The following is a 14,528-nucleotide window of genomic DNA, read 5'->3' on the forward strand; positions in this document are numbered from 1 at the left end:
CATACGCAGAACAAAAAAAGATGATTGAAGAACTACAGCGAATTTCTTACAGATTGAAAGGGAAAGACAAATACGATTTTGAAATGTTTTTAAAAAGACACAAAGACGATGAAGACCTTGACTCGCTCTCAATGAAACGATTGCGTGAGATTTACGAAAAATATGTCGTAAAGAAAGAGAAATAAACGAATGGTTGGATTAATCGGCATTGCGGTGATTGTTTTAATCGTAATTTTTGCAATTTTTTATGGTTATGGTTTGATATTAAAACAAGAACGCTCGCAAAATCCATATTCCTCAAAAGCAAAATGCACACTTTGTGGGAAATTTTTTGATAAAGAAGAATTAGTTGAAAGAGCAATTGGAATTGAAAAACTTTATTACTTCTGTGGCGATTGCATTCAGAGTTTATACATTGATTATCTCAATAAAAAACAAAATTAACACTTGAAAATGTTGCTTTGTGAATTCAGTATGACCCCAATCGGTCAGGGTGAAAGTGTAAGCAAGTTTGTTGCAAGATGCATTGACATAGTTGATAAAAGTGGGCTTGAATACAAATTAACACCAATGGGAACGATAATTGAAGGTGAATGGGATGAGGTCTTTGATACGATCAAGAAATGTTTTGAAGCACTTAAAGAGGATTGCAACAGAATATCAATCTCAATAAGAATTGATTACAGAAAAGGCAGAAAAGGTGCAATTGAGAGCAAGGTCAGAAGCGTTGAAGAAAAACTCGGACGAAGCGTCAAAAAAGGTTAATTCTTTTCGCTTTTAAACTTTTTCAAAATTCCAAAAGGTATGATAATAACATACGCAATGAACAAAATTATCGGTGCAAGCGTCACAGCGATAAAACTATCAACACCTCCAATTGCCATAAGATAATACCCGATGAAAATCAAAACTATGCCAAGCCCGATCACAAAAAAGTTTTTCTTTGAAAAAGGAAGTTCGTGCTTTTGAAAAAGAACCTTTTGCTTTCTTTCTTTTGGTTTCGCCATTTTGTTAAGTTTTTTCTTTTTAAATTTCTCAAAAGATAAAAAAAGAAAAAAAGTTTTGCAAATATGCGGGCAAAAATTTTTATGCTTATCATTCCGATTCTTCTTCTCTCCTGTGATCACGGTTTGAAACCTCCCGAAACCGAAACATCACCAACTTATGAAGAACCTGGATTTGGTGGAACTGTTTATTTCAAAGGAACATGGCCTGATTCAATCTACGATTTAAGGGTAGTCGCATTCAGAAAATATCCACCGCAGGACATTATAAACGAAGTTATACAGGGACGAGCAAAATTTAGCGAAACCTTACCTAAAAGAGTTGATTCAACAAAATACCAAGTTCTTGCTGATACAGGAAAATGGGAATACATCGTCGTTGCACTTCAATACGGTTCAAACATTTTTTCAGATTGGAAAGCCATCGGTGTTTATGACACAACCCCGGAAGACACAATTCCAACATCAATTTACATTCCGTATGGGAAGTTTCTAAGAAACATAAACATAAACTGCGATTTCAACAATCCTCCTCCACAACCTTTTAAAATTTCCGAGATAATCGGAGTTTTGCTCTTAAAACAAAATCAGGATTTTGAAAGATGAAGGTTTTAATTTTTTTATTTTTGCTTTCTCTTGAATCCCTTGCTCAGCAGAAAACAGGAAACTTAACAGGTAAAGTGATTGATGTAGAAACAAAGCAACCAATTTTCGGCGTAAATGTGATAATTGAAAACACTTTTCTTGGTTCTGCTACCGACGCAAAAGGCGAGTTTAAAATCAAAAACATTCCAGCCGGAAAGTATATTTTAAAACTTTCAGCAATTGGATATGAAACCACAAGGATAGAAATTGAAATTGCACCATCCCGTGAAACGAATCTTTTAATTGAAATGAAACCGACAGCTTACACAGTTGAACCAGTTGTCATAACCGCAACAAAAAGAGAACAAACTTTAAGCGAAATTCCGATAAGCACAAATGTTGTTGAATCAGATTTAATTTCTTCAAGAAACAATCTTCAAGTTGATGACATACTTCGCTATGTTCCGGGCGTGAATATAATTCAGTATCAAATTAACATTCGTGGTTCAAGCGGATATAGTCGTGGCACGGGGACAAGAGTTTTAATTTTGTTTGACGGAATGCCTTTTTTGACAGGTGACGCCGGCGAAATTATCTGGGAAGCGATACCAGTGTGGCAAATTGATAGAATTGAAGTTGTAAAAGGCGCTGGCTCTGCTCTTTACGGCTCAAACGCAATTGGCGGAGTTATAAATGTCATAACAAAAGAAACTTCGCAAAGAAAAAATTTTAGATTCAGAACTTACTTCGGAATGTATGACAAGCCATATTATGCACAATGGAGATGGAGCGAAAGAGATAGATTTTATTACGGCGGATTTGCCTCATTTAACGGAATGATTGGAAACCTTGGAACATTAATCCACATTCAAAGAGGAATTGACGAGGGTTATAAACAAAATCAAAACTATCACAGATGGAATATTTTCACAAAGTTTAAATACAACTTCTCCGCTTACTCAACGATAAATTTCCTTTTCAATTATCTGCGTCAGAAGAACGAGACATTTTTCTACTGGAAAAATTTAAGAAACGCTCTAAGACCCAGAGATGAAGACATTGGGGCGATGGTGAGTTCAGAAAGATTTAACACCCTTGTTCAATTCAAGAAAATTTTATCTTCAAACCTTTTTTACATTGCTCGTGCTGGATTTTTCAGAAACAAGTGGAATGACAACGCAACTCCTCAAAACCGAAGCACAGCAGGGCTGACAAATTACGAGTTTCAAATAAATTATCAACCTAACGAAAAGCATTATCTCATATTCGGGATAGATGGAACATTTAATCTTGTTAAATCCTCTCTGTTTGGTAGAAGAAATTCACATTCAATTGCTCTTTATATTCAAGATGAATTCAAAGCCACTGAGAAATTTACTTTTTCCTATGGTTTGAGAAATGACCTTTACAAACTTGACACTTTGAAATACACAGGTCAGATAAATCCAAAATTGAACGCACTGTACAGGTTGAGCGAAATGTTAAGTTTGAGGACTTCGTTTGGGACAGGTTTCAGAGCCCCGGCTATAAGCGAGGCATTCACAAGCACAACAGCAGCTGGCGTAACCGTAAAACCAAACCCATCTTTAAAACCAGAAAGAGCAATATCATTTGAAATTGGTTCAAGATTCATTAATCCTATCATCTCGGCTGATATAGCAATTTTCTGGAACCATTACTGGAATTTGATTGAACCTGTCTTTGATGTGGACGGAAAGATAATTTTTAAAAATGTCACAGAAGCAAGAATTCAAGGCGCTGAAATTGGTTTAAATCTTTTCCCCGCAAGTCCAGTTAATTTTTCTCTTGGATATACATACCTCAACCCGTGGGATTTGAGTGAAGATGCAATTTTGAAATACAGACCAAGGCATATTTTTTACGCAAATGGAAATTTAAGTTATAAATTTTTCTTCATCGGGGTTGATTTCAGATTTATAAGCAAGTATGAGAGAATAGACGAACTTTTAAAATTAATCGTCCCTGATGCAGAAGCAAGAGTTCCAATTTATGTCGTTGATGCAAGAGCCGGATTAAACTTTAAAAATTTGCGTTTGTTTTTTAATGTGAATAATCTGCTTCAATACAATTATGTTGAAATAGTCGGAAATTTGGCACCGATTAGAAGTTTTAATGTTTCTGTTGAGTTTGAAATTTGATTTATGTTTATTGACAACTTCAAAAAAATTTTTTATCTTAAAGTGAAAACATAAACAACGAGAGATTAAGCAGATGCAGAAAAAAATTTTCTTTGTTCTTTTCCTGATCACTTTACAAAGCCTTTGTATAGCTCAAAGTTCAGCGGGTGCGGGTGCAAATTTCCAGCAAAGATTTATAGTTGATATGCCAACCGCTGGAATTTTAAAATCAAACAGCGTTGCTCTTGACGCTGATTTCTTCTCCGACGGCGGTCTTATGTTGCGCCTCACAGCTTCAGCATTTAACAGATTAAATTTCGGAATCTCATACGGCGGAAGCAAAATCATAGGCAACGGAAGTGTAAACTGGTTTAAACTCCCCGGTGTAAACTTAAAAATTAGAATAATTGACGAAGCTCTTAATTTCCCAGCAATCGCAATTGGATTTGATTCACAAGGAAGAGAAAATTACATTGACAACTTGAAAAGATACGAATTCAAATCACCCGGATTTTTCGCCGTCGCAAGCAAGTCATTTAAATTTCTTGGATATTCTTCAATTCACGGTGGGATAAATTATAGCTTGGAAAAAGACGACGGAGACAAATCATTGAACTATTACATCGGCTTTGATAAAACAGTCGGAAGCGATATAACAATTGCGGTTGAATACAATTTCGCAAATAACGATAATTCCGCAAATGCACTTGGTAGCGGGAAAGGCTACCTTAACGCAGGAATTAGATGGTCATTAGGAAATGGATTTACCCTTGAACTCAACTGGAAAGATATACTTATAAACAAAGAACCCGGAAATTCAAGAGTTGTAAAACTTGAATATATTCAATCTTTTTAATAACGAGAGAATTTTTTGCTCTTCCACATTGTTAAAGTAGTTGAGAGAAAAAATCGCATACAATTTCAGGAGGTGTGAGAAATGAAAAAATTAATTTTGTCAGTTTTGATAAGTGCTTTATTCTGGGGTTGCTATACTCAAATTGGGACTTTGAAAGAAGACGAAGGTTATTCAGAATCCAAACCGAAAAAAGAATATCGCTATTACTCCGAAAATTATGATTACAACTATGACACTTGGGTTTATCACAGATTTGTTTATCGTTATTATCTTCCCTACCCAAGATATTATCTCTTTTTCAGATACTACACTCCGGGCTTTGCCGTTGGCTGGGGAGAATGGTGGTATTACGACCCATATTGGTTTGATTATTACTGGTGGGATTGGGATTGGTACTGGTGGAACAGATATTACTGGTACTCATACTATTGGTATTTCCCGATGTGGTATTATTATCCGTGGTGGTACAGAAATCCGATCATCGTTATAATAAACAATCCGTATTATTCGCCCGGTGACGGAAAAAATATAGTTTACAGACCGAGAAACTTTGGCTCAACTCGTGGTGGAATTTCAAGCACGAATGAAACTCCAAACATTGCGCAACCGCCATCAAGAACAACTCCAAAGGGAACATCCTCAGATGGTGCTTCTCAAAGTAGTGGTGGAAGTTTAAGAAAACCAGCTGGTTCGGGTAGAGAATCACCTTCTATTGAAAGAGGAAAAGATGCAGAAAGACCAAGGGATACAGGTTCAACAAGGACACCATTAACGCCGAGAATCGTCCCAAGGTCGGGAGATGGAAATTCAAATTCACCGAGAGAAAATTCAACGCCTCCACAAAGAAGCTCTCCACCAAGAAGAAGCGGAACGCATAGAAATTCAATTGAAATTTACCGAGATTACGAAACCGGCAGAAGCACATTGATTGAAATTCCACAGCACAATTTCCAAAGACCGAGCGTTATAAATCATTCACCACAAATTCAAATTAACAATTCAAACAATTCAAATCAACCCGAACAACATAGAAGACAAATAGGAAATAGAAGAAAATGAAGAAAGCAATTTTTTTAACTTTGATTTTTTTCGCTGGTTGTTATACTATCATCAAGCACCCTGAAATAAGTTATACTGGTTCATCTGGTGAAACTTACACATCTTATGTCAATTACCGAAGCAATTGTGCAAGTTGTCATTCTCTTTCTGAGCTTGCTTATTATTATGAATTTATTCCAGCGCACACTTCATCGCCGTGGGTTTATTACAACACACCGTGGTGGTTTTGGTGGATAAACAATCCACCCGATACATCTCGGGGGCAAGGTTCAACGCCTATTGCAACGCCAGAGCGAACAAGAGATTTCGGCTCGCATCGTTCAACAGGGAATGAATCGTTTTCACCTCCACCACCGACCCGAACCCCTCCAAAATCAGGAGCAGATACAACTCCATCATCAACTTCTTCAATTGGGAAAAGTGATACAACAAAGTCAAATGATGGGAGAAATACCCCATCGGTTCGCTCTTCAAACGAAGGTTCAAGAGAGCAATCCAGAGAATCAAACACAACAGAAGAAGCAAAAAGAAAAATCGGTTCAAGGAGAAAATGAAGAAGTTAACACTCATAATTTTAACTCTTGCCTTGAATTTTTCATTCGCACAATTTCCAGATGACGCTTTAAGATATTCAAATATAAATTTTGGAGTTGGTGCAAGAGCCATCGGACTTGGATTTACTTACATCGGTGTCTCGGATGATTATTCAGCCATCTTTTGGAATCCCGCTGGACTTGCACAGGTGAAAAGATTTGAATTCGCAGGTGGATTAAATTATCTTGCATTGACGAATTCAACAAGGGTATGGGGATATTCAAACTCTTTTGAAAATACAGCAACAAATTTAAATTCAATCGCTCTTGTTCTTCCAATCCCGACAATTCGCGGTAGTTTGGTATTCGCTGGTGGTTATACGAGAATTTCAGATTTTACAGGGACACTTTCAATTTCACTTTTTAACACGCAAAATTCAATTGTCCCATCACTTTACGACCCAAATCCAGATTACGACCTTGCTTGGAAACTTGGACTTGAAGATTCAACAGGAGCAACACAAATTTTGAACAATGTTTCTCAAAAAATAACACTTTACGAGAGTGGTGGACTTAACAATTGGTTTATCTCTGGAGCAATTGATATAGCGGAAAATTTATCCGTCGGAGCAACAATTTCAATCGTGTCGGGAAGTTACAAATACGACAGGCAATTCATTGAAAGCGACACAAGAAATTATTACACAAATTATCCGTGGGATTTTAAAGAGTTAACAGTTTCGGACATAATTGATGCAACCATAAGCGGTTTTTCCGCAAATGCAGGATTAATGTATAGAAGCAACATTTTCAGAATTGGACTTATGACGAGATTGCCAGCATCTATCAGCGTCAAAGAAAATTATACAAGAAGTGGAGAAAGCTCATTTGACAATGGAGATAAATTTTCTGATTCATACTCTGGAACTTCAAGATATGGTGTTTTATCACCATTTTATTTCGGCGCTGGAGCTTCGTTTAACATAAAAGATATTGTTTTAATTGCAGGAGATATGGTTTATGTTGATTGGAGACAGATGGAGTTTAAAAATAATCCGGACCTCGTCCAACTTAACAGAGATATAAAGCAGATATTCACCGAAACAGTAAATTTAAGCGCTGGTGTTGAGGTGACACTTCCATTTTTACAGCAAATCAAAGTAAGAACAGGATATTCTTACAGACCATCTCCATACGCAGAGGACAAAGGAATTTCAAGCAGAGCAACAAAATTATTAACTTTTGGTTTCACCGTTCTTTTACAAAAGACACTTCTCATTGATTTCGCATACATAAATGGAAAATGGAACACAATTCACACGCAATACAGCTACATACATAACAACAATTTTTATGCATTAATCACAGACGAAGAAAACACAATACGAAACTTTGTTCTGACACTGCGATATAGATTTTAAAAATAAAACGGGGAAGTGAAAGTTGAAGCGTTTTATTTTACTTGCTTTAATCATTTTCTGGAGCTGTAGTGCTTCAAAACAAACAACGAAAGATAATCCATCCCCTGCAAATGTTCCATCTACGAAAATTCCCAATCCCTTCCCATTCGGGAAAAAATATGAGTATGTTTACAAACTTGTTAAGCCAGTTGAAAGAGAGAAACTTTACTTTTCGGATTCAAACATCGCTGTTGAATTTGTGATTGATGAATCATTTATCCACTTGCGATTGAAAAACAAAAGGAGTGAGAAAATTTCACTTGCTTTGAATGATGCCCAAATTTTCATCAACACACGCTCATCAAAGGTTTTAAACTTTAACTATTTCAACGAATTCAATTATTCCCCGGTTGTTTTAAAAACAGATGCAATTGATGTTTTTCAAAATGCATTTGTTGAACTTCATCTCGCACCTGCTGATAATGTGATTTCAATCTCAGGGGACTTTGAAGTTGTTAATTTCTATCCAGTTGCTGATTTCAACGACAGCAAAAAGTTAGAGGAAATCCGAGCCAACATCGGAAAAAGAATCGGGCTTTATCTACCAGTTGAGACGGAAAACGAAATTTATGATTATTATTTTGAGTTCAAAATTATTGATGTGAAAGAAGCTGGACCTTATTATCCAAGAAAAAAGCAAATAACTTCCGTTCAACAAATTCAAGTTCCCTCTGAAATCGTCATCAAAGGAGAAGGTCTAAATCCATCCGAAAGTTTCATCGCTTCAACTTTGATTTCTTTCTTTGTTTTGATCTCAGCTTACTTTATTTTCGCTCGTGAAAAGGGAAAAATTTGAGATGCGAAACCATAAAATTGAGGATAAGTTAAGGGAAATTTTACAGGATAAAACATCCGGTGCGTCAATCCTATCGCAAAAGCTGATTGAAGTCATCAAGACAAAGTCATTGCAGACCAAAAGTGAAAAAGAATTCTCAACATTCCTGAAAAAACTTCAAAATGATTTAAAAGATAATCATCCTCTTCTGTTTCAACTTCACAATGTTGTTTATCTTATTCAGAAGAGTTTAAAATCCGGCGGAATTAAAGTCGCTTTGACGGAAATTGAAAAAATTGAACAAGGGTTAAATATCTCCATTCAAAAGATAACCGAAAACTTTTTGAAATGGTTAAACCTGAAAAGCATAAAAAAATTTTCAACTGCTACATTGAGTTATAGCGGGACAGTTTTAAATGTGCTTAAAAATGTTAGAAGCAAGATTCACAAAGTTTATATCTTCCGATCGTGCCCAAATTGTGAAGGTGAAACGATGGCTGAAAAACTTGCTGAAAACGGAATAAATGTTTATCTGGTGAATGATTTTGCAATTGATTATGTTTTAAACAATGTTGATTTCGTGCTTTCTGGATGTGATGCGATTTTTGAAGATGGAAAAATTCTTAACAAAGCGGGAACATCTTCTGTTTTTAAACTTGCAAAATTATCGGATAAAGACACGATTGTTTTAGCAGACTTTTTGAAAATCACACATTTAAAATTTGATTACAAAAAACTCGCAAGAAACGCCTTCACAATCAAAAGAAAAGAGAAACTAACGAACCTTGATTTAATTTTTGAATTAGTTTCCGCTGAATTTATCTCAAACTACATAACCGACTTTGGAATTTTCACAAACCAAAATTTAAACTCAAATGAAATCATTCATCCTACATCTAAAATGTTCGGTTTGCGGTGAAAAATTTGACTACAGACAAATTCAAACATACTGCGTCAATTGCAACGAGCCATTGATTGCAATTTATGATTATGACGGGATTAGAAAAAGTGTTAAAAAAGATGATTTCAAAAGAAGGATTGACAGCATGTGGAGATATTTTGAGTTTTTGCCCGTGCTTGATGAGGCAAATGTTATAAGCCTTGGCGAGGGATGGACGCCGTTAATTAAATTGAAAAAGTTTGGGGATTTGCTTGGGTTAAAAAATTTATTTTTGAAAGATGAATCTTTTAACCCAACTCTTTCATTCAAAGCACGTGGGATGTCCTGCGCAGTTTCAAAATTAATTGAACTTGGAATAAGCAAGGTTGCTGTCCCAACCGCTGGAAATGCAGGTGGTGCTTTAAGCGCATATTCAGCCAAAGCAGGAATTAAATGTTTCATAAGCGCACCGAAGGATACCCCTGAATTAATACTAAAAGAATGCAAATTTTACGGCGCTGAAATTAAACTTGTTGATGGCTTAATATCCGACGCTGTTAAGTTAATTCAGGAGCGAAAAGATTATTTTGACATTTCAACTATGAAAGAGCCATATCGTTTGCAGGGAAAGAAAACGCTCGGATTTGAAATCGTTGAACAACTTGGCTGGAACGTTCCCGATTGGATAATCTATCCAACAGGCGGAGGAACGGGATTGATCGGGATATGGATTGCAATTAAAGAATTGATTGAGGTGGGATTAATTGATAAAAAATTTCCAAGGATGGTTGCGGTTCAATCAAGCGGTTGTGCTCCGATAGTTAAGGCGTTTAAAGAGGGCAAAAAGCGAGCTGAGTTCTGGGAAAATGCGAAAACTTTGGCTTACGGGCTTCGTGTCCCAAAACCATTTGCAGATAGATTAATTCTTGAAATTATAAACGAAAGCAACGGGCTTGCTCTTGAAGTTGATGACGATGAAATAATTAACACAATGAAAGAACTTGCAAAAGTTGAAGGAATTATCTTCTGCCCCGAAGGTGCAGCAACGGCTGTTGCGCTTAAAAAATTAGTTGAAAACGGATTTATGAAAAATGATGATGTTGTTGTAATTTTTAACACTGCTTCTGGATTAAAGTATTTTTAAAACAAACAGAGACAAAACAATGTTTGAAGGAAAAAATGTCGTTGTAACAGGAGCAACTGGCGGGCTTGGTTCGGTGGTTGTTAGATATTTTCTTGAAAATGGAGCCCATGTTTTCGCAGTTTATAGAAAAGACAAAAAATTTAAACTTGTCTTCAAGGATCTGCTCAAAAATAAAAATTTGACAGGGATAAAAGCAGATATAACGGATGAAAAAGATGTTCAAAAAATTTTTAAAATTGTGAAGAAAAACGGCGGAGTTGATTTCTTGATAAATTGTGCTGGTGGATATTACGAAGGTGAGATGATCTTTGAACTTGAAGAGGAAAAATTTGATGAAATGCTTGATGTAAATCTTCGCTCTGCTTTTTTGTGTTCTAAATGGGCTTTACGAGATATGATTCCAAAAAGATATGGAAGAATTGTGAACATTTCCGCTATGCTTGCTCTTAAACCTTCCCCGGGAAAAGGTGCATACATAGTTTCAAAAGCAGGTTTAATTTCACTTACGGAAGTAATCGCAGAAGAAGTGAAGGATTTCAATATAACCTGCAATGTTATATTGCCGAGTATAATTTCAACCGAAGAAAACAAAAAAAGCATGCCAGCGATGGATTTTTCACGATGGGTTGAGCCGATTGAAATTGCAAAATTAATTTCTTTTCTCTGCTCCGAAGATGCGAAAAATATAAATGGCGCAGTCATAAAATTCCCGGGTAAAGTTTAGAAATTTTTGAAAAACGGAATTTTTTTGTTAATTTTGAATGCAAAATTTAAAATAAACAATGAGAACCTATGATAAAAATCGGAGTTCCAAAGGAAACCTATCCGGGAGAAACAAGAGTAGCACTTATACCAGCCAATGTTCCAAACTTCAAAAAGATGGGCGCAGAAATTATAGTTGAGTCCGGGGCTGGAGAAAAAGCCGGGTATCCGGATTCAGAATATCTTGAAAAAGGGGCTCAAATTGTAAAATCAAGAGAGGAAGTTTTTTCAAACGCTGATGTCATCCTTCAAGTCAGGGCTCTTGGAGCAAACCCAGTTGAAGGTAAAAAAGATATTGCTTTGCTCAAAAACGGGCAGATTTTGATTGGTTTTATGGAGCCATTCCTTGCGAAAGATTTGATTGAAGAAGTCGCACAGAAAGGGGTTATCTCTTTTGCGCTTGAACTTTTGCCAAGAACTTCAAGAGCACAAAGTATGGATGTTTTATCTTCAATGGCGACGATTTCAGGTTATAAGGCAGTTTTAATTGCTGCGAGTTATCTTCCAAAAATGTTTCCAATGTTAACAACAGCAGCTGGAACAATTTTGCCTGCGAATGTTTTCGTAATTGGTGCGGGTGTTGCTGGACTTCAAGCAATTGCAACAGCACGAAGATTGGGCGCAGTTGTAAGAGCTTACGACATAAGACCTGCAACAAAACAGGAAGTTGAAAGTTTAGGTGCGAAATTTGTTGAACTTGGGCTTGAATCTCAGGAAGCGGAAGATAAAAGAGGTTATGCAAAAGATATGGGAGAGGAATTTTACAGACGACAAAGAGAAATGCTTACAAAAGTTGTCGCTGAAAGCGATGTTGTTATATCAACTGCTTCGGTTCCGGGTAAAAAAGCACCAGTTTTGATAACCGAAGAAATGGTAAAAGGAATGAAACCGGGCTCGGTTATAGTTGATCTTTCCGCTGAAAGAGGAGGAAATTGTGAATTAACAAAACCGGGTGAAATCGTTGAAAAGTATGGTGTAAAGATCATTGGACCGGTGAATGTCCCGGCTACTGTTCCCTATCACGCAAGTCAGATGTATTCAAAAAACATAACAAATTTTTGCTCGCTTCTAATTAAAAATGGCGAAATTAACATTAACTTAAACGACGACATTTTATCAAGCACATTGCTAACAAAAGATGGAAAACTTACAAATTCAATTTTTGATTAAAAACAAAAAATTTTAAACGAACATGGACAGCTTCATTGCAGCGTTAACAATCTTTGTTCTTGCTATATTTGTCGGTTTTGAAGTCATAACGAAAGTTCCACCTATTCTTCACACTCCGCTGATGTCTGGATCAAATGCTATTTCTGGAATTACAATAATTGGTTCAATAATTGCAGCTGGAGCAAAATATACGACGCTTGCTGCTATACTTGGAGTTACTGCGGTTACATTTGCGACGATAAATGTTGTTGGTGGTTTTCTTGTCACGCACAGAATGCTTCAAATGTTCCAGAAACCGAAAACAGACCAAAAAGAGAAGAAAAAATCATAATTAAAACAAAAAAGAACCTGCTATGCCACAAGCATTTGTAAATATAGCTTACCTAATTTCTTCAACTTTATTTATCTTCGCATTGAAAGGTTTATCTCATCCGAGAACAGCAGTAAGGGGAAATCTTCTTGGCGCACTTGGAATGTTAATTGCGATTGTCGTCACATTAATGGATAAATCAATCGTAAGTTATGAACTTATAATTCTTGGTTTTATTCTCGGTTCTGCAATTGGTGCAATTTCCGCTTTGAAAGTTCCGATGACATCTATGCCACAGATGGTTGCGATATTTAATGGATTTGGTGGTGGCGCTTCAACTTTAGTTGCTGCACTTGCGTTTATTGAAGCGATTGAGCTAAATAAAGCAATGGGAACGCAGGAAACAGTTGCAACGGTTGCTTCTGGTTTGATCGGTGCTGTGACATTTTGGGGAAGTATGGTTGCATTTGCAAAGCTTGAAGGTTTGATTGAAGAAAGACCGATTAGATACAAAGGTGAACAAATTGTAAAAATAATCTTCGCTCTTGCATCAATTATTTTTGGAATTATTTTCGGAATGGAGAAAAATATGAACTATTACTGGTATCTTGTTGCGACATCATCAATTCTTGGTGTCTTGCTCACGATCCCAATTGGTGGAGCGGATATGCCTGTTGTTATTTCACTTTTAAACTCGTATTCGGGACTTGCTGCGTGCGCAACTGGTTTCGTCTTAAACAATAATGTTTTAATTATCTCTGGTTCGCTTGTTGGTGCATCCGGAATTATACTGACAAATCTTATGTGCAAAGCAATGAACAGGTCTCTTACAAATGTTTTGTTTGGTGGATTTGGTGAAATAGTTGCGGAAACAGATGAAGATAAGGTCTATGGAGGCAAGATAAAATCAGCAAGCCCGGAAGAAATTGCAATGTTGCTTGAAAATGCAAGACGTGTCGTTATAGTCCCCGGATATGGAATGGCTGTTTCACAAGCCCAATTTGCAGTCCGAGACCTTATGAAAGTTCTTGAATCAAAGGGAATTGAAGTTGAATTTGCAATTCACCCAGTCGCTGGAAGAATGCCCGGACATATGAATGTCCTTCTTGCGGAGGCAAATATACCTTATGAAAAGCTTAAAGAAATGGACGAAATAAATCCAACTTTTGAGCAAACGGATGTGTCAATTGTAATTGGAGCAAATGATGTTGTGAATCCGCTTGCAAGAACTGATTCAAACAGCCCAATCGCAGGAATGCCTATTCTTGATGTTGATAAATCAAAAACCGTCGTTGTTATAAAAAGAAGTTTAGCGCCCGGATTTGCTGGGATACCAAATCCGCTTTTTGCAGCTGATAACACTTTGATGTTATTTGGAGACGCAAAGAAAATGGTTCAGGAATTGATAAATGCTTTAAAAGAGTCATAATTTGAATTTGAACTTTGAAAGATCCCCGACATATGTCGGGGATTTTTTGTTTTTGAACGACTTAACAAATTTTTGAAGATAAGCGGGGAAAAATTTAAATTAAAAATAAAAAGCCATGACAGAACAACCAATACCACAGCAAATTAACATTGAACTTGGTGAGAAAGAAGCAGAAGGAATCTATTCAAATCTTGCAATCATAACTCACTCCCCTGCTGAATTTGTAATTGACTTCACACGAATTTTGCCCGGTGTCCCAAAGGCAAAGGTCTTTGCAAGAATAATTATGACACCGCAACATGCAAAACTTCTTTTAAAAGCGCTTGATGAAAACATAAAAAAGTATGAAGCAACTTTCGGAGAAATAAAAATCTTTGGGGAATCAGATCAAAAAATGCTTGGCTTTAAACCTTAACAAAATTG

18 protein-coding genes are annotated in these 14,528 nt (G+C 36.4%); 17 read left to right on the top strand and 1 reads right to left on the bottom strand.

Annotated elements, in window-relative coordinates:
- The first annotated feature begins 20 nt into the window (after positions 1-20).
- The 3 genes from AWW83_RS05190 to AWW83_RS05200 are packed head-to-tail and all read left to right on the top strand — an operon-like array spanning position 21 to position 765.
- The gene (locus AWW83_RS05190; protein WP_234697253.1) at positions 21-185 is read left to right on the top strand and encodes a hypothetical protein; all 165 of its coding nucleotides are present in this window, start codon (positions 21-23) and stop codon (positions 183-185) included.
- 4 nt (positions 186-189) lie between these two features.
- Positions 190-444, top strand: a complete 255-nt coding sequence (locus AWW83_RS05195) for a hypothetical protein (protein WP_092349547.1) — start codon at positions 190-192, stop codon at positions 442-444.
- Positions 445-453: 9 nt separating this feature from the next.
- Positions 454-765, top strand: a complete 312-nt coding sequence (locus AWW83_RS05200) for an MTH1187 family thiamine-binding protein (protein WP_092349550.1) — start codon at positions 454-456, stop codon at positions 763-765.
- Here AWW83_RS05200 and AWW83_RS05205 read toward each other — a convergent pair.
- Complete coding sequence (locus AWW83_RS05205) at positions 762-1,007, bottom strand: hypothetical protein (protein WP_092349553.1); 246 nt, start codon at positions 1,005-1,007, stop codon at positions 762-764. The two genes, AWW83_RS05200 and AWW83_RS05205, sit on opposite strands and share 4 nt — an antisense overlap.
- A 63-nt stretch (positions 1,008-1,070) precedes the next feature.
- Here AWW83_RS05205 and AWW83_RS05210 point away from each other — a divergent pair, with 63 nt between their 5' ends.
- The 14 genes from AWW83_RS05210 (at position 1,071) to AWW83_RS05275 (ending at position 14,520) form a co-directional block, all read left to right on the top strand.
- The gene (locus tag AWW83_RS05210; RefSeq protein WP_092349556.1) at positions 1,071-1,610 is read left to right on the top strand and encodes a hypothetical protein; all 540 of its coding nucleotides are present in this window, start codon (positions 1,071-1,073) and stop codon (positions 1,608-1,610) included.
- Positions 1,607-3,748 carry a TonB-dependent receptor gene (locus AWW83_RS05215; protein ID WP_092349559.1) on the top strand — a complete coding sequence of 714 codons (2,142 nt, stop codon included), beginning with the start codon at positions 1,607-1,609 and terminating at the stop codon, positions 3,746-3,748. Before AWW83_RS05210 ends, AWW83_RS05215 begins: the two co-directional genes overlap by 4 nt.
- A gap of 73 nt (positions 3,749-3,821) precedes the next feature.
- The gene (locus AWW83_RS05220; protein ID WP_092349562.1) at positions 3,822-4,583 is read left to right on the top strand and encodes a hypothetical protein; all 762 of its coding nucleotides are present in this window, start codon (positions 3,822-3,824) and stop codon (positions 4,581-4,583) included.
- Between the two features lie 81 nt (positions 4,584-4,664).
- Positions 4,665-5,642, top strand: a complete 978-nt coding sequence (locus tag AWW83_RS05225) for a hypothetical protein (RefSeq protein WP_092349565.1) — start codon at positions 4,665-4,667, stop codon at positions 5,640-5,642.
- On the top strand, positions 5,639-6,196 hold the full coding sequence (locus AWW83_RS05230) for a hypothetical protein (protein ID WP_092349568.1): 558 nt from the start codon (positions 5,639-5,641) through the stop codon (positions 6,194-6,196). The genes AWW83_RS05225 and AWW83_RS05230 overlap by 4 nt, the downstream gene beginning before the upstream one ends.
- The gene (locus tag AWW83_RS05235; RefSeq protein WP_092349571.1) at positions 6,193-7,596 is read left to right on the top strand and encodes an OmpP1/FadL family transporter; all 1,404 of its coding nucleotides are present in this window, start codon (positions 6,193-6,195) and stop codon (positions 7,594-7,596) included. Before AWW83_RS05230 ends, AWW83_RS05235 begins: the two co-directional genes overlap by 4 nt.
- Positions 7,597-7,618: 22 nt before the next feature.
- Entirely contained in the window at positions 7,619-8,431 is an 813-nt protein-coding gene (locus tag AWW83_RS05240) for a hypothetical protein (RefSeq protein ID WP_092349574.1), read from the top strand.
- Position 8,432: 1 nt separating this feature from the next.
- On the top strand, positions 8,433-9,329 hold the full coding sequence (locus tag AWW83_RS05245) for an eIF2B alpha/beta/delta subunit family protein (protein WP_092349577.1): 897 nt from the start codon (positions 8,433-8,435) through the stop codon (positions 9,327-9,329).
- Positions 9,286-10,434, top strand: a complete 1,149-nt coding sequence (locus tag AWW83_RS05250) for a threonine synthase (protein WP_092349580.1) — start codon at positions 9,286-9,288, stop codon at positions 10,432-10,434. The genes AWW83_RS05245 and AWW83_RS05250 overlap by 44 nt, the downstream gene beginning before the upstream one ends.
- A gap of 19 nt (positions 10,435-10,453) precedes the next feature.
- Positions 10,454-11,158 carry an SDR family NAD(P)-dependent oxidoreductase gene (locus AWW83_RS05255; protein ID WP_092349583.1) on the top strand — a complete coding sequence of 235 codons (705 nt, stop codon included), beginning with the start codon at positions 10,454-10,456 and terminating at the stop codon, positions 11,156-11,158.
- A 68-nt stretch (positions 11,159-11,226) separates the two neighbouring features.
- Entirely contained in the window at positions 11,227-12,366 is a 1,140-nt protein-coding gene (locus tag AWW83_RS05260; RefSeq protein WP_092349586.1) for a Re/Si-specific NAD(P)(+) transhydrogenase subunit alpha, read from the top strand.
- Between the two features lie 22 nt (positions 12,367-12,388).
- A complete protein-coding gene (locus AWW83_RS05265) occupies positions 12,389-12,697 on the top strand; it encodes an NAD(P) transhydrogenase subunit alpha part 2 (RefSeq protein WP_092349589.1) in 309 nt (102 codons plus the stop codon).
- A 22-nt stretch (positions 12,698-12,719) separates the two neighbouring features.
- Positions 12,720-14,105 (top strand): NAD(P)(+) transhydrogenase (Re/Si-specific) subunit beta, encoded by a 1,386-nt coding sequence (locus AWW83_RS05270; protein WP_092349592.1) that lies wholly within the window; start codon positions 12,720-12,722, stop codon positions 14,103-14,105.
- A gap of 115 nt (positions 14,106-14,220) precedes the next feature.
- Positions 14,221-14,520 carry a DUF3467 domain-containing protein gene (locus AWW83_RS05275; protein WP_092349595.1) on the top strand — a complete coding sequence of 100 codons (300 nt, stop codon included), beginning with the start codon at positions 14,221-14,223 and terminating at the stop codon, positions 14,518-14,520.
- Positions 14,521-14,528: the final 8 nt, after the last annotated feature.

Source organism: Candidatus Chryseopegocella kryptomonas (assembly GCF_001536065.1).
GTDB lineage: Bacteria > Bacteroidota > Ignavibacteria > Kryptoniales > Kryptoniaceae > Kryptonium > Kryptonium kryptomonas.